Origin of the sequence: Paenibacillus sp. FSL W8-0187 (assembly GCF_037969755.1) — a bacterium.
In the GTDB taxonomy this organism is placed as follows: domain Bacteria; phylum Bacillota; class Bacilli; order Paenibacillales; family Paenibacillaceae; genus Paenibacillus_AQ.
In genome coordinates, this window is record NZ_CP150206.1 from 2,251,978 (window position 1) to 2,273,559 (window position 21,582).

Annotated in this window: 17 protein-coding genes; all 17 read left to right on the forward strand. The window is 50.1% G+C overall.

Features of this window, described 5'->3' with window-relative positions:
* The first annotated feature begins 25 nt into the window (after window positions 1–25).
* The 17 genes from MKY48_RS09925 (at window position 26) to sigG (ending at window position 21,422) form a co-directional block, all read left to right on the forward strand.
* A complete protein-coding gene (locus MKY48_RS09925) occupies window positions 26–439 on the forward strand; it encodes a cell division protein FtsL (protein WP_339271941.1) in 414 nt (137 codons plus the stop codon).
* Between the two features lie 18 nt (window positions 440–457).
* The gene (locus MKY48_RS09930; RefSeq protein WP_339292854.1) at window positions 458–2,728 is read left to right on the forward strand and encodes a penicillin-binding transpeptidase domain-containing protein; all 2,271 of its coding nucleotides are present in this window, start codon (window positions 458–460) and stop codon (window positions 2,726–2,728) included.
* Between the two features lie 87 nt (window positions 2,729–2,815).
* Window positions 2,816–4,759 carry a stage V sporulation protein D gene (locus MKY48_RS09935; protein ID WP_339271943.1) on the forward strand — a complete coding sequence of 648 codons (1,944 nt, stop codon included), beginning with the start codon at window positions 2,816–2,818 and terminating at the stop codon, window positions 4,757–4,759.
* Between the two features lie 59 nt (window positions 4,760–4,818).
* Window positions 4,819–6,303: a UDP-N-acetylmuramoyl-L-alanyl-D-glutamate--2,6-diaminopimelate ligase gene (locus tag MKY48_RS09940; protein ID WP_339271944.1), complete on the forward strand. Its 1,485-nt coding sequence runs from the start codon at window positions 4,819–4,821 to the stop codon at window positions 6,301–6,303.
* Window positions 6,303–7,724 (forward strand): UDP-N-acetylmuramoyl-tripeptide--D-alanyl-D-alanine ligase, encoded by a 1,422-nt coding sequence (murF, locus tag MKY48_RS09945; protein WP_339292855.1) that lies wholly within the window; start codon window positions 6,303–6,305, stop codon window positions 7,722–7,724. The genes MKY48_RS09940 and murF overlap by 1 nt, the downstream gene beginning before the upstream one ends.
* 4 nt (window positions 7,725–7,728) lie before the next feature.
* Window positions 7,729–8,694, forward strand: coding sequence for a phospho-N-acetylmuramoyl-pentapeptide-transferase (gene mraY / locus MKY48_RS09950; RefSeq protein ID WP_076320635.1), 966 nt, complete (start codon window positions 7,729–7,731; stop codon window positions 8,692–8,694).
* 3 nt (window positions 8,695–8,697) lie between these two features.
* Window positions 8,698–10,131 (forward strand): UDP-N-acetylmuramoyl-L-alanine--D-glutamate ligase, encoded by a 1,434-nt coding sequence (gene murD / locus MKY48_RS09955; RefSeq protein WP_339292856.1) that lies wholly within the window; start codon window positions 8,698–8,700, stop codon window positions 10,129–10,131.
* Between the two features lie 49 nt (window positions 10,132–10,180).
* Entirely contained in the window at window positions 10,181–11,278 is a 1,098-nt protein-coding gene (gene spoVE, locus MKY48_RS09960; RefSeq protein WP_076320637.1) for a stage V sporulation protein E, read from the forward strand.
* Window positions 11,279–11,283: 5 nt separating this feature from the next.
* Window positions 11,284–12,393 carry an undecaprenyldiphospho-muramoylpentapeptide beta-N-acetylglucosaminyltransferase gene (gene murG, locus MKY48_RS09965; RefSeq protein ID WP_339292857.1) on the forward strand — a complete coding sequence of 370 codons (1,110 nt, stop codon included), beginning with the start codon at window positions 11,284–11,286 and terminating at the stop codon, window positions 12,391–12,393.
* A gap of 157 nt (window positions 12,394–12,550) precedes the next feature.
* Complete coding sequence (gene murB, locus MKY48_RS09970; protein ID WP_339292858.1) at window positions 12,551–13,456, forward strand: UDP-N-acetylmuramate dehydrogenase; 906 nt, start codon at window positions 12,551–12,553, stop codon at window positions 13,454–13,456.
* 16 nt (window positions 13,457–13,472) lie between these two features.
* Complete coding sequence (gene murA / locus MKY48_RS09975; RefSeq protein WP_071222989.1) at window positions 13,473–14,756, forward strand: UDP-N-acetylglucosamine 1-carboxyvinyltransferase; 1,284 nt, start codon at window positions 13,473–13,475, stop codon at window positions 14,754–14,756.
* A 60-nt stretch (window positions 14,757–14,816) separates the two neighbouring features.
* On the forward strand, window positions 14,817–15,572 hold the full coding sequence (locus MKY48_RS09980) for an FtsQ-type POTRA domain-containing protein (RefSeq protein WP_339292859.1): 756 nt from the start codon (window positions 14,817–14,819) through the stop codon (window positions 15,570–15,572).
* 215 nt (window positions 15,573–15,787) lie between these two features.
* Entirely contained in the window at window positions 15,788–17,071 is a 1,284-nt protein-coding gene (ftsA, locus tag MKY48_RS09985; protein ID WP_076320641.1) for a cell division protein FtsA, read from the forward strand.
* 57 nt (window positions 17,072–17,128) lie between these two features.
* Complete coding sequence (ftsZ, locus tag MKY48_RS09990; RefSeq protein WP_339292860.1) at window positions 17,129–18,259, forward strand: cell division protein FtsZ; 1,131 nt, start codon at window positions 17,129–17,131, stop codon at window positions 18,257–18,259.
* Window positions 18,260–18,651: 392 nt separating this feature from the next.
* The gene (gene spoIIGA, locus MKY48_RS09995) at window positions 18,652–19,668 is read left to right on the forward strand and encodes a sigma-E processing peptidase SpoIIGA (RefSeq protein WP_339293489.1); all 1,017 of its coding nucleotides are present in this window, start codon (window positions 18,652–18,654) and stop codon (window positions 19,666–19,668) included.
* Between the two features lie 171 nt (window positions 19,669–19,839).
* On the forward strand, window positions 19,840–20,562 hold the full coding sequence (gene sigE / locus MKY48_RS10000) for an RNA polymerase sporulation sigma factor SigE (protein ID WP_071222992.1): 723 nt from the start codon (window positions 19,840–19,842) through the stop codon (window positions 20,560–20,562).
* 77 nt (window positions 20,563–20,639) lie between these two features.
* Window positions 20,640–21,422 carry an RNA polymerase sporulation sigma factor SigG gene (gene sigG / locus MKY48_RS10005; protein ID WP_006209087.1) on the forward strand — a complete coding sequence of 261 codons (783 nt, stop codon included), beginning with the start codon at window positions 20,640–20,642 and terminating at the stop codon, window positions 21,420–21,422.
* Window positions 21,423–21,582 lie beyond the last annotated feature (160 nt).

Below are 21,582 nucleotides of genomic sequence, written 5' to 3' on the forward strand. Positions count from 1 at the left end.
AATCCCTGAAGAAGGAGAATCAGCCATGGCCTACACACGCGGCAATTTAGCCGTACAGGAGAGACAGAATGAAACGCAGCAGTCCGCTTATCTCGAGAAGACAAAAGTCGTCAAACGTCGTTCCCAGCTTCCGCAAAAAGAAAAGCTGCTGTATATGTTGTCCGTGGTGTTTGTGGTTGCCGTCATGGGCGTCATTGGCATGAGTCATGTTCATTCCTATGACTTAAATCGGCAAATTCATGATACCGACAATAATATACTCAAAGCGAAACGAAATATTGATCAGCTTCAGGTTGAAAAGCAAACACTGGAGACGCAAATATTGGACAAGGCAAAAGAGTTGGGTTATGTGCCTATTGAGGATAAAAATACGATCCATCTATCACCCGTCTCGGGTTCATCCGGGACACAGAATTCGGACTCGGGACAAAATGATTGAAGTGTGAGGTTTTGACCGATGATAAAAAAAATCAAACTGCGTACCGTGCTAATAGGGGGATGTATAACCCTCTTTTTTGCTTTATTGATTGGTCGGGTCTTTTGGCTGCAGGTAATCGATAACGACTTCTGGAAGGAACAAGCTTTATCGAAATGGTCGCGTAAACAGGATCTTCCGGCCACGCGAGGGACGATTATGGATCGGGACGGCGATATTCTTGCCATGGATGCGCCTGCCTTTACGGTCATTGTGAACCCTGCGGTCATTCAGGCTAACGGCATGGAGAATGAGGTCGTTAAAGAGCTGCATGAGATTCTCGACAAGGATGAGGGCGAACTTCGTGAGCTGGTTAAAGCTAAAGACGATAAAGGGGAATACCTCAAAGGCCGTGAAGTCCGCAGTGAAGGATGGAAGATTGACCAGGAGAAGATGGAAGAGGTTAAAGAGTTTAGTGAAAGCTTGAATCAAAAATTAAAGGCTGCCGGTAAGGTTCCCGATTCGGGCATCGGCTTTCAGCGAGAGTCAAAACGATTCTATCCCAAAGAGACATTGGCTGCACATATCTTGGGCTATACCGATCGTCAGGGTAACGGTATCGGAGGCATTGAGCAGTATTATGACGACAAGCTGAAGGGAACCGACGGATTCGCTTCTTACAAGAGTGACAAGAAGGGGGTCAAGCTGCCGAGTGAGAACGATTTATATCAGCCTGCAATAAATGGGAAAAATTTAGTGCTGACGACCGACGATACAATCCAGTATTATATCGAGGAAGCGATGCGCGACACGTATAACCAATATAAACCAATCAGTATGACGGTAATCGCAGCGGATCCGAACACGATGGAAATACTGGGGATGGCCAATATGCCGACTTTTGATCCCAATACATATTCGAAATGGAATCAAAAGAATTTTAACAATCATGCCGTCCGGTCCATCTATGAACCGGGATCGACTTTCAAAATTGTAACGCTGGCCAGTGCAGTTCAGGAGAAGCTGTTTAACCCGGGTGCTATTTATCAATCCGGATCCATAAGAGCGGGTGGAAGAACTCACCGGGATATTAACAGCGTAGGCTGGGGCCCTATCACCTACTTGGAAGGCGTCAAGAAGTCGAGTAACGTTGCTTTTGTCAAATTGGGATTCGAAATGCTTGGTAAGGAACGATTTACCAACTACATTCGTGAATTTGGGTTTACGAAGAAAACGGAAATTGACCTTCCGGGCGAAATTCTAGGTAGCATAAATATGACTTATGATTCCGATATTTCAACCATGACTTACGGTTACGCCGTATCCGTAACGCCTATTCAACAGATTGCTGCTATTTCGGCAGTGGCCAACGGAGGCAAGCTCATGAAGCCTCATATGGTGAAGCAGATCGAGGACCCTAACACGGGCAAGGTTGAGAAAATCGAGCCGGAAGTTGTGCGTCAGGTTATATCTCCTAAGGCCGCAAGAGAAACAGGGACTTACCTTGAGCAGGTCGTAGCCGACCAATCCATTGGTACAGGTAGGCTTGCGTATATTGATGGCTACCGGGTTGCGGGTAAAACCGGTACCGCTATAAAATCCGGCGGCGGATATAAAGACCGTTCGAAACAAGTGGTTTCGTTCATCGGGTACGCTCCCGTCGAGAATCCGAAGATTGCCGTGCTGGTCATTATCGACGAACCAAACGTGGAACAGGGCGGCGGTAAGCTGGCAGCACCGATATTCAAAGAAATCGTCTCCAAGACCTTGAATTATTGGGGCGTTCCCAAATCGAATGAGGCTCAGGATAAAGAAAAATCGAATGCAGGCACGACGCAGAAGGATTCCCTGAAAGCACCAGACTTTACGGGGCTGAAGCTGAGTGACGTAAAAGCCAAGCTGCTGAAAGATGGAGTGGCATTTGAGACCTTGGGCAACGGAAACACGGTGAAAGAGCAATATCCGCCTGCAAATGCGATCATTAGTGCAGGGCAACGGATCTATCTTCTTACTGAGGATAGCCCAACGATGAAAATCCCGAATTTAGAGGGTGAATCGCTCAGGGACGCCATGGAAGTACTCACCTTGATGAAAGTAAAGGTTAATGTTCAAGGTGAGGGCTACGTTGTTTCGCAATTGGAAGCCAAGGAGAATGGCCAGCGAATCGTGCAGTTAACCCTGAAATCGGCGCAAGAGTTAATAACGGGAAGCAGCAGCTCCGATGAAACATCATCCGCTGGCAACGAAGATCCTAACGGGGAAGAATCCAACGATGAAGAAACTGAAACAACAGGCAGCGCAGGAGGGGAATAGCTTGTTCTAACCCGGGTTTGTCCCGAATACTCATGTGAAGAACGCATAATCATGAGCTTTCGGGTTCAAACAGGGAGGGAAGCTTAGGTGAAAGTATCCAAGGTATCGCAGCGGAGAAGACTGCTCTGGAGCCTGCTGCTGCTGCTCTTGCTGTTCTCTGCACTGATCATCAGACTGGCTTATGTGCAGATTGGGAAAGGTGCGGAGCTGTCTGCGAAGGCGGAGAACCTCTGGCGCCGTGACATTCCGTTTGCGGCACAGCGTGGTGAAATTTTGGATCGTAACGGAACCGCATTGGTTACGAATATAACGACACCGACCATTTGGGCGATTCCTGTACAAATCAAAGATCCGGACCATACGGCTGAGACCTTGGCTGGGCTCATCAGCATGGACAAAGCCGATATCAAGAAAATCATTACGAAACGTTCGAGGTTGGAACGGATAAATCCCGGTGGACGAAAAATTACGATGGAGCTGGCTCAGGAAATTCGTGATTTGAAGCTGCCGGGTATCGTTGTTGCTGAGGATAACAAACGGTATTATCCCTATGGCGATCTCGCAGCCCATATTTTGGGGTTCACAGGGGCCTACAGTCAGGGACTTACCGGCTTGGAAGCCATGCATGATGACAAGCTGAAGGGCTTTGAAGGCGGAATATCCTATCTGTCCGATGCAGGCGGAAGAATCATGCCGGGCTCCTCGGAGAAGTATGTCGAGCCTCGTGATGGTCTGAATCTGGAGCTAACGATCGATAAATCGATCCAGTCCATTATGGAGCGGGAGCTTGACCAAGCCATGGTGAAGTATCAGGCGAATGGGGCTTGGTCGATTGCCATGAATCCCAAGACGGGCGAGATTTTGGCGATGGCCAGCAGGCCGGGTTATTCTCCTGCCAATTACCAGCAGTTTTCAGCCGAGACGTATAATCGCAACCTGCCGATCTGGATGACCTATGAACCGGGCTCGACGTTTAAGATTATTACGCTTGCCGCTGCCCTTGAAGAGGACAAGGTCAATCTGAAGAACGATCACTTCTTTGACAGTGGGGCGGTAGAGGTCGGTGGAGCAAGACTGCGCTGCTGGAAAAAAGGCGGTCATGGCAGCCAGACTTTCATGGAGGTTGTCCAGAACTCCTGCAACCCTGGCTTTGTGGCGTTAGGTCAGAAGCTGGGCAAGGAAAGCCTGTTCCAGTATATCCGCGATTTTGGCTTTGGGGCCAAGACGGGCATCGATTTGAATGGGGAAGAGAATGGCATCCTGTTCAAACTCGCTAACGTCGGTCCGGTTGAGTTAGCCACAACGGCATTTGGGCAGGGAGTATCAGTTACGCCGATCCAGCAGGTTGCGGCAGTGTCCGCGGCCATTAACGGCGGCAAATTGTTTAAGCCGCATGTGGCCAAGGCGTGGGTCAATCCGGAGACGGGCGAGACGGTTGAGGAAATCAAGCCGGAGCTCGTCAGACAAGTGATCTCGGAAGAAACATCCAAGCAAGTGCGCGAGGCGCTCGAGAGCGTTGTCGCCAAAGGGACCGGACGTCCGGCCTTCATTGACGGTTATCGCGTCGGAGGGAAGACGGGAACTGCCCAGAAGGTTATTAACGGCCGCTACTCGTCGACCGAGCATATTGTATCGTTTATCGGATTCGCACCTGCCGATGATCCTGAGATTGTGGTGTACACTGCGGTAGATAATCCGAAGGGCATTCAGTTCGGTGGTGTCGTAGCTGCTCCAATCGTACAGAACATCCTGGAGGATGCGCTGCATTATATGAAGGTTCCACCGCGTAAAGATCAGCTTGCCCGCGAGTATAAATATGGCGAGACGCCAACCGTGACTGTGCCGAATTTGGTCGGAGCGACCATTCAGGATCTGTATGAGGATCTGAATATGAATTTCATGCTGGCCAAGTCCGGGACCGGCAACACGGTGATTTCCCAGGCCCCGAAGCCGGGAAGCCGGGTGGAGCGGGGGGCTACCATTCGGATTTATATGGGTGAAGACCCGGAGGAATCCAAGCACGAACATTAAGGCATCATCTGGTTCACGAGCGGGACGGATGATGCAGATATATAGAGAGAGGGATAACAATGAAATTGAAGCAATTATCATCCGTATTGGCTGCTGCTGTTATCAAAGGATCCGGAGATGTTGAAATAACGGGGATTGAAACAGACTCGAGACAAGTGAAAGCGGGGGATTTGTTCATTTGTCTGCCGGGTCATACGGTAGATGGGCACCAGTTTGCAGCCCAGGCCGCCGACCAAGGCGCTGCGGCATTGGTCGTTGAGCGTAAGCTTGAGGTAGACCTTCCGCAAGTCATCGTGAAGGACAGCCGCTTTGCGATGGCGGGTTTGGCGAATGCCTTTTTTAATCAGCCAAGCTCCCGCATGAAGATGATCGGTGTAACCGGAACGAACGGCAAGACCACGACAACGTATTTGATTGAGTCGATCATGAACGATTACGGTCTGAAGACCGGACTCATCGGCACAATTCAGATGAAATACGACGGCCGTTCGTTCCCGATGCCGAGAACAACGCCCGAGGCGTTGGAGCTTCAGCGTTACTTGAACGATATGGCGAACGCAGGCACCGAGTGCTGCGTGATGGAGGTATCCTCGCATGCGCTCGAACAGGGGCGGGTGAAGGGAACGGATTTCCGGACGGCCATATTCACAAACCTGACGCAGGATCATCTGGACTATCATCATACGATGGAAGAGTACCGCGGGGCAAAAGGGTTATTTTTCTCCCGGCTGGGCAACGCTTTTGCCAAGGATGAATCATCGCGCAAATATGCTGTCCTGAATGCGGATGATGAGGCTTCAGCTTATTTTGCCAAGCAGACGTCAGCGGAAGTGATTACCTATGGTTTGGGAGACGATGCGGATATACGAGCAAGCAACATCTCAATCACCGCTCAAGGGACCTCGTTCCATGTGGATACATTCCGCGGCAGTGCCGATATTTCAATTCGAATGGTAGGGAAATTCAACGTGTATAACGCCATGGCCGCGATTGCTGCCGCGCTTCTTGAGGGAATCCCGCTCGAGGATATCAAGAACAGCCTGGAATCCGTACCCGGAGTCGACGGCCGCGTTGAGGTCGTGGATGAGGGTCAGCCGTACGCTGTGATTGTGGATTATGCACATACGCCGGATGGACTCGAAAATGTGCTGCGTACCGTTAATGAATTTGCTGAAGGACGGGTGCTCACGGTATTCGGCTGCGGCGGCGACCGGGATCGGACCAAACGGCCGATCATGGGTAAAATTGCCGCGAAATATAGCGATGTTGTATTGGTGACTTCCGATAATCCCCGTACCGAAGACCCGGATTTGATCTTGAAGGATATCGAAGCCGGCTTGATTGAGGACGGAGTGGCAACAGAAAGCTACAAGCTCATCGTCGATCGTCGGAAAGCGATCGAAAAGGCTATTGAAATGGCAAGCCCGGGCGATGTAGTATTGATTGCGGGGAAAGGTCATGAGACCTACCAGCTGATTGCGGGCGAAGTGCTAGATTTTGACGACCGCATCGTAGCCAAAGACGCGATAAGGGGCAGACAATAGTGATCCATAAATCATTAAAGAGCATCGCCGACATGTGCGGCGGGACGCTCTCACGTAACCAAGATGACAGCATTATCATTCAAGGGGTCGGTACCGACTCCCGAACCATACAGCCGGGTAATCTGTTTGTTCCGATTGTCGGCGAGAAATTTGACGGGCATGCGTTCGCCGAGAGTGTGCTCGCCAGCGGAGCTGGTGCAGTGCTCTGGCAGAGAGATCATCAACCGATTCCCGTTGACCTGCCACTCATTCTCGTTGAGGATACGTTAACGGCACTCCAGTCGCTTGCTGCGGCCTATTTGTCCGAGAGCCGTGCAAAGGTGATCGGCATTACCGGCAGCAATGGGAAAACGACAGTGAAGGACATGGTGTCCGCACTGCTTGAAACCACGTTTAAGGTTCACAAGACGCAAGGCAATTACAACAATCATATCGGTCTTCCGTTAACCGTACTCGCGATGAAGGAAGATACCGATGTGATCGTGCTTGAGATGGGCATGAGCGGGCGTCGCGAGATTGAACTGCTTTCGACCATTGCGCGTCCGGATATGACGGTGATTACTAACGTAGGGGAAGCGCATATGCTTCAGCTAGGTTCGCGCGAAGAAATCGCCCGCGCCAAGCTTGAAATCATCAGCGGCATGAAGCCAGGCGGCTTGCTGATCTATCACGGGGACGAACCGTTGATCCGTCAAGTGCTTGCTGAAGAAGCTACGGTGAAGCCTGAGGGACTGCGAACGTTTACGTTCGGCAATCAAGAAACCAATGATGATTATCCGACGGGACTCATGTTCCATGCAAGAGGCATCATATTCACTTCGAACCGGCATGCGGGCGAAGGCTTCAGCTTGCCGCTTCTCGGTCGTCATAATGTAGTCAACGCGCTGGCGGCGATGGCTGTAGCGGCCCATTTGGGAATCGGCGATGAAGCCATTCGCAGCGGCTTTGCCAATCTGAAGCTGTCGAGTATGCGGATCGAAGCCGTGGAGACTGCTTTCGGGGTCACCGTGCTGAATGATGCTTACAATTCCAGTCCTACCGCGGTTAAGGCGGCAGTGGACGTGCTTGGAGATATGAAAGGCTACCACCGACGGATTGCCGTTCTCGGGGACATGCTGGAACTTGGTCAGCGGGAAGAGGAATTTCATGCCGAGATTGGAGATTATTTATCTCCGGACAATGCGGATCTTGTGTTCACCTTCGGCCCATTGTCGCTTCACACGGCGAAGAAAGCGAAAGATCGCTTCCCTGAAGGGACTGTGCTTCCGTTTACGGATAAAGAGCAGCTGATCGAGGCTTTGCTGGAGCGGGTAACGGAGAAGGATATCGTATTGGTGAAAGCCTCGCGCGGCATGAGACTGGAACACGTGGTTGACGCCTTGAAGGCCCTGCCTGGCGGCAACAATGGAGTGAGGGGGTGAGCTGATGGACTTTCAATTGCTGTTATTGACAATCGGTGTAGCGTTTGTGCTTGCGGTGATATCGGCTCCGCTGCTCATTCCGCTGCTGCGGCGGATGAAGTTCGGCCAGCAGGTTAGAAGCGACGGTCCGCAGAGTCACTTGAAAAAAGCCGGGACGCCCACGATGGGCGGCGTTGTAATTTTGCTTGCTTTTACACTGACTTATATTAAATTTTCACCTGTCGATACTGATTTCTATGTAATGATCGTAGCCACGCTCGGTTTTGGTTTGATCGGCTTTCTTGACGACTATATTAAGATCGTATTTCGCAGATCATTAGGACTCACGGCTAGACAGAAGCTGTTTGGACAGCTTCTGTTTTCCGGTATTATGTGCTGGTTATTGATCTCCAACGGCCATAGCACGGCAATAAGCGTTCCAGGAATGGATTGGTCCTTTGATTGGGGGCCGTGGTTCTATTATCCGTTCATCGTGGTCATGATGCTTGCGATCAGCAACGCGGTCAATTTCACCGATGGATTGGATGGTCTTCTGTCCGGTGTGAGTGCAATTGCCTTTGGTGCTTATGCCATTGTGGCGATCCAGTCTACCTCGTTTGCGGCGGCATTCTGTGCAGCAGCGATGATCGGCGCGGTTCTCGGTTTTCTGGTATTTAACGCTCACCCTGCCAAGGTGTTCATGGGAGACACAGGCTCTTTAGGAATCGGCGGTGCCATTGGCGCCATTGCTATCGTAACCAAGAGCGAGCTGCTGTTCTTGATCATTGGCGGAGTCTTCGTCATCGAGATGCTATCTGTTGTGCTTCAGGTGATCTCTTTCAAAACCCGGGGCAAACGAATATTCAAAATGAGCCCGATCCATCACCATTACGAATTATCCGGTTGGTCGGAGTGGCGCGTTGTCTTTACATTTTGGGCCGTGGGACTGATACTTGCGGGACTCGGACTTTATATCAACAAGGGGTTGTAACATATGAAGCAGCTAGATGACTATCGGGATAAGCATATCGTAGTATTGGGCCTTGCCAAAAGTGGAGTACAGGTAGCTAAAGTGCTGCATCAAGCTGGGGCTTTCGTCATTGTAAATGATAGAAAGGAAAGAGAACAGTGTCCTGAAGCTTCGGAGCTCGAGGCTTTGGGTATTTCTGTTATTTGCGGTGGACATCCCGATGATCTTATTCATCCCGGTGTGACGCTTCTTGTCAAAAATCCCGGAATTCCGTATTCCGTCCCGCCTGTTCAAAAAGCGCTTGAGCTTGAGATTCCTGTCGTGACCGAAGTTGAAATCGCCTATCACCTGTGTGAAGCTCCGATCATCGGCATTACGGGCTCGAATGGCAAAACAACGACGACAACCTGGGTGGGCAAGCTGCTGGAAAGCGCAGGTCTTTCCCCGATTGTAGCCGGTAATATCGGCACGCCTCTATCTGAGGCTGCAGCAGAAGCAACTGAAAACGACTGGATGGTCGTTGAGCTGAGCAGCTTTCAGTTAAAAGGAACACAGGCGTTCAGGCCGCGCATTGCCTGCCTTCTCAACATTGCGGAAACGCATCTTGATTACCATGGCGGTATGGATGATTATGTTGCATCCAAAGCCAAGCTGTTCGCCAACCAGACTGCGGATGATACCGCTGTGCTCAATTGGGATGATCCCGTGTGCAGAAACCTTGTTCCGTATATCAAGGCGCGCATCGTGCCTTTTTCGATGAGTGAGAGCCTTCGTGAAGGGGTTCACGTAATGCCGCCATATGTTGCCGGTGCTCAGGACTCGATTGAAGACGATCAGGGACGTACCCTGATTTATACAGATGGCGAAGGGTTTACGCATGAGATCATCCGTGTGGAGAACATCGGATTGCCCGGAAGATTTAATGTAGGGAATGCATTGGCGGCCTGTGCGATTGCGATAGCGGCCGGCGTTGCTCCCGATAAGCTGGAAGATGCTTTGTCCAGCTTCCGCGGCGTTGAACACCGCTTGGAATACGTTGCCGAACTTCAGGGCGTATCCTATTACAATAACTCGAAGGCAACGAACTCCAAGGCGACGCACATGGCATTGACTTCGTTCAAGGAGCCTATCGTATTAATCGCAGGTGGGCTTGATCGTGGGTCGGATTACGAGGAATTGATTCCTTCCTTGCAAGGAAGGGTGAAAGCCGTTGTGCTTCTTGGCGAAACGAAGGAGAAAATCGCGAATGCTGCTGCCAAAGCCGGATTAAAGGACATCATCCTCGTCGATAATGGAGAGGACGCCGCCGCGACTTTGACCTCGGCTGTCCAGAAGGCTGCCGGGCTGGCAGAGAGCGGGGATATTGTTCTACTATCTCCCGCATGTGCAAGCTGGGACATGTTTCCTTCCTTTGAGGTACGAGGACGCATTTTTAAAGAGGCGGTGCATAACCTTTAAGTAGGGGGGTGGATAAGCCCCTACTTAGGATGTACGAGGTGGCCTTTCCATGAACAAGAACCGCCAGGCGCCCGATCTGTGGCTGCTTATCTGTATTTTGGCCCTGCTGGCCATCGGAATCGTCATGGTATATAGTGCAGGATCCGTTCTCGCATTTCACGACTATGGCGATAAGTTTTATTTTGTGAAGCGTCAGCTGTTTTTTGCCTGTCTGGGGCTTGCCGCAATGTATTTCACATCGAAGACCGACTATCGGGTTTGGAAGAAATACAGCAAGCTTGCACTGCTGGTCTGCTTTTTTATGCTGATTATCGTACTTATTCCAGGGGTTGGCGTTGTTCGCGGCGGGGCCAGAAGCTGGCTCGGTATCAGCTCGTTCGGTATTCAGCCCTCCGAGTTTATGAAGCTGGGGATGATTCTGTTTCTATCACGCTGGCTTAGTAAGCAAGATTATGATATTACGTCTTTTACTAGGGGGCTTTTGCCGCCGCTTGGTTTGATCGGACTGGCATTCGGATTGATTATGCTGCAGCCTGATTTGGGTACGGGTGCCGTTATGCTGGGTGCTGCGATGATGATCGTTTTTACCGCAGGGGCACAAATGAAGCATCTGGGCTTTCTCGCATTAGGCGGGGTAGCCGGTTTCATTGGTTTGATTCTAACAGCCCCCTACCGGCTGAAGCGGATAACTGGATTTCTCGATCCGTGGTCCGACCCGCTTGGCGCAGGCTATCAGATCATCCAATCCCTCTATGCCATAGGGCCGGGGGGACTTGGCGGACTCGGACTTGGCATGAGCCGTCAGAAGTACGCTTATGTACCTGAACCGCAGACAGATTTTATTTTTTCGATCTTGGCCGAAGAACTTGGGTTTATTGGCGGTTTGATTGTCCTGCTCTTGTTCGCTGCCTTGGTGTGGCGGGGCATGAGGGTGGCCATGACCGTATCCGATGGCTTTGGAAGTCTGCTGGCTGTTGGTATCGTAGGCATGGTCGCCATACAGGTCGTTATCAATATCGGTGTCGTTATCGGTTTAATGCCGGTGACAGGGATTACGCTGCCGCTCATCAGTTACGGAGGCAGCTCACTGACGCTGATGCTGACGGCGCTGGGCATTCTATTAAATATTTCCCGTTATGCGAGGTGAAGGGTATGCGTGTCGTATTAACCGGCGGCGGAACGGGGGGGCATATTTACCCCGCCGTTGCCATTGCAAGACAATGTGAAAAAGAAGATCCGAAAACGGAGTTTTTATATATCGGAGGCCAGCGGGGTCTCGAAAGCAAGCTAGTCCCCCAAGAGAAGCTGCCGTTTGAGAGCATCGATATCACGGGGTTCCGGCGCAAGCTGTCGCTGGATAACGTGAAGACGATCATGCGTTTTTTCAAAGGCGTGAAGCGATCGAAGGCCCTCCTGAAGGAGTTTAAACCCGATGTCGTGATCGGTACCGGAGGTTATGTGTGTGGTCCGGTGGTTTATGCAGCGGCCAAGCTCGGAATACCGACCATGATTCATGAGCAGAATGCGATCCCGGGCCTCACCAACCAGTTCCTTAGCCGATATGCGGATACGGTTGCCGTCAGCTTTGAGGGATCGGAGTCCTCTTTTCCTAAAGCCAAAAGAACGGTATATACAGGAAATCCACGTGCGACAACGGTATTATCCGCCAATCGTGAACGTGGATTTGCTACGCTCGGCATTCCGGTGGACAGCCAGGTCGTGCTGATCGTCGGCGGAAGCCGGGGAGCCAAGGCGATCAATAACGCGATGATCGGGATGGCACCGTTCATACAGAAGCTGTCAGGCGTACATTTTGTGTTTGTTACGGGCGATACGTATTTTGAGAATACACGGGAATCCATCCTGTCGCAGCTCGGTACTATGCCGAATCATCTTCATATCGTGCCTTACGTTCATAATATGCCGGAAGTGCTTGCGGCTACTTCGTTGATTGTAAATCGTGCTGGAGCTTCATTCCTGGCGGAGATTACATCGCTGGGCATTCCATCTGTACTTATACCTTCACCTAACGTCACCAATAACCATCAGGAGGCGAATGCGAGGCAATTGGAGGAAGCGGGCGCATCCAGCATGATTCTTGAAAAGGATTTGACGGCTGAAACGCTGTTTCGAAAGCTTGAGGAGATCATGACCAGTCGCTCTACCAGAGAGGCGATGTCCGCGGCTTCGAAAAAGCTCGGCAAACCGGATTCGGCTACCGTCATTGTTCAAGAAATCCGCCGGTTAACCGGTAAACGCTAAAACGGCTGGGCGATTGTCACACACCTATGGAGCCTGACATAAGATACTCTATAATCGTGACACACCCATGAGGCCGGCATTACTGACAGCGGCCATCTCTTCATCTAGTTGAAGGAATGGCCTTTTGGTTTTGAAAGTCAAGGGGAGGTTTATTTAAATGCAGCAGTGGAAATCGCTACTATCAGAGGCCAATGTCGGAACCGTATTATGGAATGAACCGCTGGCAAAATACACGACGTGGAAAATAGGCGGACCAGCCGATTGCCTGATTATTCCTGAGAACAAGGAACAGCTCAGGGAACTGGTCACTCTTCTCCATGCCCATCACATACCTTGGACACAACTGGGCCGCGGTTCAAACATGTTGGTTGCCGATAAAGGCATTCGGGGAGCGGTCATCAAGCTGGGCCAGGGATTTGAGGAGCTTCATTTTGAGGGAGAGACGGTAACTGCAGGCGGCAGTCTGTCTTTTGTCAAGCTCAGTGTTCTGGCCGGAAAAGAAGGATTATCCGGTCTTGAATTTGCCGGAGGCATTCCTGGATCGGTCGGAGGGGCCGTCTACATGAATGCAGGTGCCCATGGGTCAGATGTGTCACGCATATTCAAGTCCGCTGACATTGTACTGGAAACAGGGGAATTGGTTACGTATGCTGCGAAAGATATGGCGTTTGATTACCGACACTCCATTCTGCATGAACGAAAAGGGATTGTGACTGAAGCGGTATTTGGGCTCCGAAAAGGAGACCGCAAAGAAATTTCAGCTGTTATGGCCTCCTACAAGGACCGTCGCCGGCGTACACAGCCGCTCCAATCCGCAACGGCAGGCAGTGTGTTTCGCAACCCGCCCGGCGACCATGCCGCGAGGTTGATCGAGGCTGCCGGTCTTAAGGGCCTACGGATCGGGGGAGCAGAAGTTTCTTTACAGCATGCCAATTTCATTGAGAACACCGGTCAAGCGACAGCAGAGGACGTGCTCGCTTTGATGGAACGCATCAAGGAAACCATCTCGGAAAAGAACGGAATTCATATGGTGCCTGAGGTGTACGTTCTGGGCGAGCGGTAAACTCGGAGGTGATACATTGGACAAATTGGTGATTGAGGGTGGAAGGCCCCTATCAGGAACCATTCGTATCCATGGCGCAAAAAATGCAGCTTTACCTATTCTAGCAGCAAGTCTTCTGGCAGAAGGGACGGTAAGATTAAGCAATGTCCCGCATCTGCTGGATATTGAAGTGATGCTCAGCATTCTCAGCCGTCTTGGCTCCAAATGCAAGCATGAGCTGGAGACGGTTACCGTGGATACCTCGTCTGCCAATTCGTTTCATGTCCCGGAAGATTTAATGAAGCAGATGCGATCCTCCATCTTTTTGATGGGACCTCTGCTGGCCCGTTTTGGTGAAGTGACGATCTATCAGCCCGGAGGCTGCGCGATCGGAGAACGTAAGATCGACCTCCATCTTCAGGGATTGCAGGCGCTTGGTGCGGAAATCGAGGAGAGTAACGATAAGATCCATTGCAGGGCAAGCCGGCTGGTCGGGACTGATATTCATCTGGATTTTGCCAGCGTAGGGGCAACGGAGAATATCATGATGGCAGCAGCAACGGCGCTTGGCACAACGGTGCTCACCAATGCCGCCAGAGAGCCTGAAATTCAGGACCTTCAGCATTTCCTGAACAAGATGGGAGCGAACATTATCGGCGCAGGAACGGATACCATCACGATCCATGGCGTGGAGCGTCTGGAGCCTTGCGAGTACGAGATCATACCGGACCGGATCGTAGCCGGCACCGTCATGATCGCAGCGGCCGTCACCCGCGGTAGTGTAACGCTTACAAAGACCAATCCATCTCATTTAACTTCCCTTATACATGTGCTAAAGCGCGCCGGTGTTCAAACCAGTATATGCAATGATATAATAAACATAAGCTGTATGAGCCGACCTAAAGCGGTGGAACGTATTGTGACTTCACCGTATCCTTCGTTCCCGACTGATTTGCAATCCCAGGTCATGGTCTTGCTGTCCTTGGCGGACGGATTTAGCGTAATGAAAGAGACGGTATTCGAAGGACGGTTCAAGCATGTGGAGGAACTCTCCCGTATGGGGGCGGACATTTCCACGGATCTGAACTATGCATTTATACGCGGTGTTCAGAGAATTTATGGAGCTACGGTGGAGGCAACCGATCTTCGGGCTGGAGCGGCGCTCGTCATCGCCGGTTTGGCCGCGCAGGGAACAACCGTGGTGGAGCAAGTTCACCATATTGATCGCGGTTATGATCGTATTGAAAACATGTTCCAAGGTTTAGGCGCTCGGATCTATCGTCAATCTCCGGTGCCAAAACCGCTTGATTTAGCCAATTGAGGTCCTGTGCTTCCCCTCCGGAAAAGGAGGGGATAACAGGTCTTTATGGAGAGAGTGGATATGTCCAAGACACATATGCCTGTCCTTAAGCAGGACAAGCCCAAACCGAAAACAGCCAAAAAAATCATAGGGATACTTTTGCTGCTATTCGTAGCCCTGTTGACGATTCTATTTTTCCGGTCGTCAGTCAGCCAAGTTACCGAGATTCATTTTACAGGCAATACGTTTAATACAAATGAGCAGCTTATCAAGCAAAGCGGACTCCACATCGGAGACCAGTACTTTGGCGTTGAGCCGAAAGATGTGCAGGAACGCCTGATGAAGCTGGGAACGATTAAGTCGGCTGAAGTGGTCAAGAGCTTTCCGGGCGAAGTCAGCGTCGTGGTGACGGAGCATCCTACGGTGGCCTACGAGTTGTCCGAAAGCGGGGAACTTCAAGCCATATTGGCCAGCGGCACCTCAGTTCCTGTTACAGCGAGCGGTATTGCCGTTGAGAAGCCGATTTTGACCAATTGGGCTCCGGACGATCCCAACAAGGCCGAGCTTAGCGAGGTGCTTGCGGAGATTTCGGGCAGCCTGACCTCCGATATCTCGGAAATCATGCCGTCTCCGACGCTGTCTTTTCCGGATCGGATCAAGATGTACACACGTTCCAAGTTCGAAGTCATCACTTCGGTTTCCTTGCTCCGTGACAAAGTAGAGTACCTGAACCAGGTGACCGAAATGGAGCGGCCGGGTATGATTACGATGCTGGAAGCGGACTCTTATGTGCCGTTTGTAGAAGAAGTTGGAGAAGACGCGGAAGAAGGGCAATAACCCCCTACTCAGGGATTGGAATAAATGGTACAATTGAATGTATTGACAACTTGTTTCGGCTCTTCTTTTTTGAATGACTTTTACGGCCTGTTATAGCAAATGTTGGCAGTAAAAAAAATGTTGAAAAAAGAGGGAAAGACCTGCGAGTGTTGAATAAGTAGAAATGTATTCTTTATTATCAAAATTAATTTGCTAAAAACAGGAGGTGCCAGGGCTTGAGCAACAATGACATCATTGTTAGTTTGGACATCGGTACATCCAAAGTTCGTGCTATTATTGGGGAAGTTAATAATGGAACCTTTAATATTATTGGAGTTGGATCTGCCGACTCGGAGGGAATTCGCAAAGGTGCAATTGTAGATATCGACCAGACCGTACAATCCATTCGCAGCGCTGTTGATCATGCGGAGCGTATGGTCGGTATTCAAATATCCGAAGTATATGTCGGCATTTCTGGAAATCATATCGGACTTCAATCCAGCCATGGAGTTGTGGCAGTATCGAACGAGGATCGCGAAATTGGTGAAGAGGACATCGACCGCGTGCTGAAAGCAGCGGAAGTCGTGGCGCTTCCTCCGGATCGTGAAATTATCGATGTGGTTGCTAAACAGTTTGTAGTTGACGGTTTGGAAGGAATCTCTGATCCGCGAGGAATGATCGGCGTAAGACTGGAAGTTGAAGCGACGATTATTACTGGCGCCAAAACGGCAATACATAACCTGTTACGTTGTGTGGAGAAATCAGGCCTGAAAGTAAAGGATCTGGTGCTGATTCCGCTTGGTGCCGGACAGCTATCCTTGTCCAAGGACGAGAAAACGATGGGTTCGGTGCTGGTTGACGTCGGGGCGGGCTCAACCACGTTGGCTGTGTTCGAGGGAGGTAGTATTGCCGCAACTTCGACGCTCCCGGTTGGTGGAGATTTCGTTACGAATGATATCGCTTATGGCCTGCGAACGCTAACGGATCAAGCAGAGAAGGTTAAGCTGAAGTACGGATGCGCGCTGATCGAGAGTGCCGCACACGAAGTAACGTTTAAAGTAACGAGAATTGGAAGCAATGTGGACAAGGAGTTCACTCAAGAAGATTTGGCAGCTATCATAGAACCTCGCGTTCAGGAAATTTTCCAATTGGTGCGCCAAGAAATTAAGCGCTTGGGTTACAGTGAGCTTCCTGGTGGTTATATACTTACTGGGGGCACTATGTCCATGCCTGGTGTGCTGCAGGTGGCACAAAATGAGCTGGCGACTTCCGTACGGATTGCGGTTCCCGATTTCATCGGTGTTCGTGATCCGGGATACTGCAGCGGAGTCGGCATCCTCCATAATGCAATCCGGAATGTACGTGTACGCAATACAGGAGGAAGCAACAACAGCAGCGGAAATAGCAAGAAACCGGTGAACCGTGCTAAGCAGCAAAATCCTGTCGCAGCAACTCAGGAGACCAGCCAGAAGCCGGGATTTATTGAACGCTTGAAAAAGATGTTCAGCGAGTTTATATAGCGGATTCATTCGACTGTGGACGTGCCATCCACGCACATTGAGGGGGAGATGGATTAGATGTTGGAATTTGATTTTGAAATGGAGAGCTTAGCTCAAATAAAAGTAATCGGAGTAGGTGGCGGCGGAAGCAACGCCGTTAACCGAATGATTGAGAATGGTGTGCAGGGTGTTGAATTTATTACAGTCAATACGGATGCTCAGGCACTCCACCTTGCCAAATCAGAACATAAACTGCAAATCGGGGATAAGCTGACTCGCGGTCTTGGTGCCGGCGCCAATCCTGACGTAGGCAAGAAGGCTGCGGAAGAATCCCGCGATTTGATCATGAACACCCTGAAGGGTGCCGATATGGTATTCGTTACGGCCGGTATGGGTGGCGGAACCGGAACGGGTGCTGCACCTGTCATTGCTGAAATCGCAAAGGAATGCGGCGCACTGACCGTAGGCGTGGTGACTCGACCGTTTACCTTCGAAGGCCGCAAGCGTGCTTCCCAAGCGGAGCTTGGCATTGAAGCATTGAAAGAGAAAGTGGATACACTCATCGTCATTCCGAATGATCGCCTGCTGGAGATCGTGGATAAGAAGACACCGATGCTGGAAGCGTTCCGAGAAGCTGATAACGTATTGCGCCAGGCCGTTCAGGGCATTTCTGATCTGATCCAAGTGCCGGGTCTGATCAACCTTGACTTTGCCGACGTGAAAACGATCATGACAGAACGTGGCTCAGCTCTTATGGGTATTGGAGAAGCTACCGGTGAGAACCGTGCTTCTGAAGCTGCCCGCAAGGCGATCATGAGCCCACTGCTGGAAACCTCTATCGAAGGTGCGCGTGGTGTGATCATGAACATTACGGGAGGAACCAATCTCTCCTTGTATGAAGTAAATGAAGCGGCCGAAATCGTAACTTCAGCTTCCGATCCGGAAGTGAACATGATCTTCGGTGCGATTATTGAGGAAAACATGAAGGATGAAATCAAAGTAACGGTTATCGCTACCGGCTTTGAAGGCAAGCCTGCTTCAATCCCTCCTGGACGTCGTCCTGTGCCTCAAGAGGAACAGAAGCAACAACAACAGCAGTCGGCAACGGACAAGAGTAATGTGAATCTGAAGCCATTTGGCAACCAGAACAGCAATGATCAGCTTGATATTCCCACTTTCCTTCGCAATCGTTCCCGCAATAATGATTAATATAAATAAGCCTGGGCTTCGTCATCATGATGAAGACAGGCTTATTTTTGTATTCAAACCTCGTTCTCTTCCTTTTGTTTCATTTGTAGGATCATACAGCTAATGCTGTCACACTTTCACGAATATGAACCCGCCGATGGGTAAATACCGCAGAATTTAAGGATATTCCCCAAGCTTTCCTTCCAAGATAGAGATTGCTGATAACGCCAAGTGGCTGCTCTTGGTTAGGGTCTTTTAAAAACTGCCCTTCATCGACAAAAAAAGTCTATAAACCGCCCACAGGTTTAGACAGACTTTGAATTCTATTCTTCTTATACTAGTAACATCTCCCATTGCCCAGCAAACAACAGAAGGATAACCGAAGTGATTCTTCGACTAGGCAGGTGAACAACCTGGTTGTTTATATTGATCTCATATTTTTGGCAAACCTCGTCATTGACGGCATTTTGTTGGCTTTGACCGCCTGGATGCGCAGGGTTCGGCCAAGGTGGTGGAGACTTGCATTATCCTCTGTGGTAGGCGCACTGTATGTCGTCATGATGTTTGTCCCGCAGCTGTCATTTTTGTTTACCTTTCTCATCAAATTTGGACTTTCGTTGATCATGTTATGGATCGCTTTCGGCTTTGCAAGTTTACAGAGTTATCTGCGGAATTTGGGAGCATTTTATATGGTGAATTTTGCCGCGGCCGGAGGCATTATCGGTGTTCATTACTTGGTCCAAAATTCGGGAGAATTGTTCAGCGGGATATGGTATACGACGTCGGGAGGACTATCGTTTGAATTGAAGGTGGGATTCTGGTTTGCGAGCATTACCTTTTTTGTAGTTGTATTCGCGTTTAAAGCCGTTCAGACCACGAAACGTAAAACCGAGAACCGGGAAGCCTTATTGGGAGAGGTGTCCGTATGGATCGGCAGCGCCAAAATATCCTGTATGGGGCTTCTGGATACAGGTAACCAATTGAGTGATCCCTTAACGCGTACGCCGGTTATGGTGATGGAAGCAGCACTGTGGGAAGCCCACCTGCCTCAGGGATGGAGTAAACAGTTGATGGAGGGGGAACCGGACAAATTAATCATGGGGCTGGCGGCAGAGGAATTTGAATGGCAAGACCGTCTGCGGCTTGTTCCGTATCGCGGTGTTAACCGGGGGGCTGCCTTCATGCTCGCGCTAAAGCCCGACATGGTACGGATCGAACTGGGAGGATTTGAATATTCGGCATCCAAGGTGCTGATTGGTCTTGATGGCGGGACGCTCTCGGGTGACAGGGCATACAGGGCCATCATACATCCGGCGTTGACGGAAGGAGAAGGTACCCCGAAGATGAATGGACATTCTACCGAAATGGGCGCTTCATCGCTCAATGGAGGAACCGGTCCGGAATCAGGTGAAGCCGAGAATGCAGGATGATAACGGTAAAGCCATTTTCATAGTGCTCGCATGCTGCCGTCCTTGCAGCGAACCGCATGGATAAGTCTTTGAAAACCTTTATGACATTTCCAATGCATGCCGAACTAGAAGAATGAAAATAACGCTATGAAGTCAGTTATCCCTACGGGAAAACGTTTAGGAGGATAAGAGATGCCCGTTAAATGGAGATTAGCATTGCAACTGCAGTATTATCGCGTACTTTTTTTGCTAGGCCTGAAGAGTCAGGAAATCTACTATATCGGAGGAAGCGAGGCGCTCCCGCCGCCGCTTACAAAAGAGGAAGAGGAGTTCTTGCTCAAGAAGCTGCCTACAGGCGATGCGGCCACCCGTGCCATGCTTATCGAACGTAACCTGCGTCTGGTTGTTTACATTGCCCGCAAGTTCGAGAACACCGGCATTAACATCGAGGATTTGGTATCGATTGGTGCCATCGGTTTGATTAAAGCGGTGAATACGTTTGACCCGGAGAAAAAAATCAAGTTGGCTACATACGCCTCGCGCTGCATTGAGAACGAAATTTTGATGTATTTGCGCCGGAATAACAAAACCCGCAGCGAGGTTTCTTTTGACGAACCGCTGAATATCGATTGGGACGGCAATGAATTGCTCCTGTCTGACGTATTGGGTACCGAGAATGACACCATTTACCGCAACATCGAGGAGCAGGTCGACCGGAAGCTGCTGCAAAAAGCACTCGATAAATTAAGCGACCGGGAACGCATGATTATGGAGCTTCGTTTTGGCCTTCAGGACGGCGAGGAAAAGACGCAAAAAGACGTGGCAGATCTGCTTGGAATCTCACAATCCTACATTTCCCGATTGGAGAAGAGAATTATAAAGAGGCTCCGCAAAGAATTCAACAAGATGGTGTAACTGGAAATCGTAAGGAATAAAATAGCCCCCCTCGGAGATAATGTACAGTAATGTTTCTCCTTGGGAGGTTAGTCATCATGACGCGAAACAAAGTTGAAATTTGTGGTGTGGATACGTCAAAACTGCCTGTTCTGACGAATGTGGAAATGAGGGAACTGTTTCATAATCTGCAGCAGAACAATGAACGATCGGCTCGAGAAAAACTGGTGAACGGCAACCTGAGACTGGTGCTCAGTGTCATCCAAAGGTTTAACAATCGGGGAGAGTTTGTTGATGATCTGTTTCAGGTAGGCTGCATCGGATTGATGAAAGCCATTGACAATTTTGATTTATCGCAAAATGTTAAATTTTCCACGTATGCCGTACCGATGATTATCGGAGAAATACGTCGATACTTAAGGGACAATAACCCGATTCGCGTCTCCCGATCACTGCGTGATATTGCTTACAAGGCGCTTCAGGTCAGGGATCAGCTGACAAATGCGAACTCGCGTGAACCGACGATTTTTGAAATTTCCGAAGCGCTGAACGTGCCCAAGGAAGACGTTGTTTTTGCACTTGATGCTATTCAGGATCCCGTTTCGCTGTTTGAGCCGATTTATCATGATGGTGGCGATCCGATATATGTGATGGATCAAATCAGTGATGATAAGAACAAAGATGTGTCCTGGATTGAGGAAATAGCCCTCCGGGAAGCGATGCACAAGCTCGGACAACGCGAGAAAATGATTTTATCCATGCGCTTTTATGAAGGCAAGACCCAGATGGAAGTTGCGGATGAAATCGGCATCTCCCAAGCTCAAGTGTCCCGCCTGGAGAAGTCAGCGATCAAGCAGATGCAGAAACACGTCAAAACGTAAGAAGACCAGCCATCAATCGAACAGATAACGATCCCGTTCATGGGATCGTTTTTTTAATTTTAAATAAGCTATTTTGCCCAATCGGCTCATATATTGAACAGAGGGATATGGAATGAAAACGGATGGACGGCTAACCTTCAAATACATCTAAGGTGTGATG

Excerpts from the sequence above, each read along its gene's own strand:
- MKY48_RS09925 (WP_339271941.1), top strand. The coding sequence starts at position 26 with ATGGCCTACACACGCGGCAATTTAGCCGTACAGGAGAGACAGAATGAA.
- MKY48_RS09930 (WP_339292854.1), top strand. The coding sequence starts at position 458 with ATGATAAAAAAAATCAAACTGCGTACCGTGCTAATAGGGGGATGTATA.
- MKY48_RS09940 (WP_339271944.1), top strand. The coding sequence starts at position 4,819 with ATGAAATTGAAGCAATTATCATCCGTATTGGCTGCTGCTGTTATCAAA.
- mraY (WP_076320635.1), top strand. The coding sequence starts at position 7,729 with ATGGACTTTCAATTGCTGTTATTGACAATCGGTGTAGCGTTTGTGCTT.
- murD (WP_339292856.1), top strand. The coding sequence starts at position 8,698 with ATGAAGCAGCTAGATGACTATCGGGATAAGCATATCGTAGTATTGGGC.
- spoVE (WP_076320637.1), top strand. The coding sequence starts at position 10,181 with ATGAACAAGAACCGCCAGGCGCCCGATCTGTGGCTGCTTATCTGTATT.
- murG (WP_339292857.1), top strand. The coding sequence starts at position 11,284 with ATGCGTGTCGTATTAACCGGCGGCGGAACGGGGGGGCATATTTACCCC.
- murB (WP_339292858.1), top strand. The coding sequence starts at position 12,551 with ATGCAGCAGTGGAAATCGCTACTATCAGAGGCCAATGTCGGAACCGTA.
- MKY48_RS09980 (WP_339292859.1), top strand. The coding sequence starts at position 14,817 with ATGTCCAAGACACATATGCCTGTCCTTAAGCAGGACAAGCCCAAACCG.
- ftsZ (WP_339292860.1), top strand. The coding sequence starts at position 17,129 with ATGTTGGAATTTGATTTTGAAATGGAGAGCTTAGCTCAAATAAAAGTA.
- sigE (WP_071222992.1), top strand. The coding sequence starts at position 19,840 with ATGCCCGTTAAATGGAGATTAGCATTGCAACTGCAGTATTATCGCGTA.
- sigG (WP_006209087.1), top strand. The coding sequence starts at position 20,640 with ATGACGCGAAACAAAGTTGAAATTTGTGGTGTGGATACGTCAAAACTG.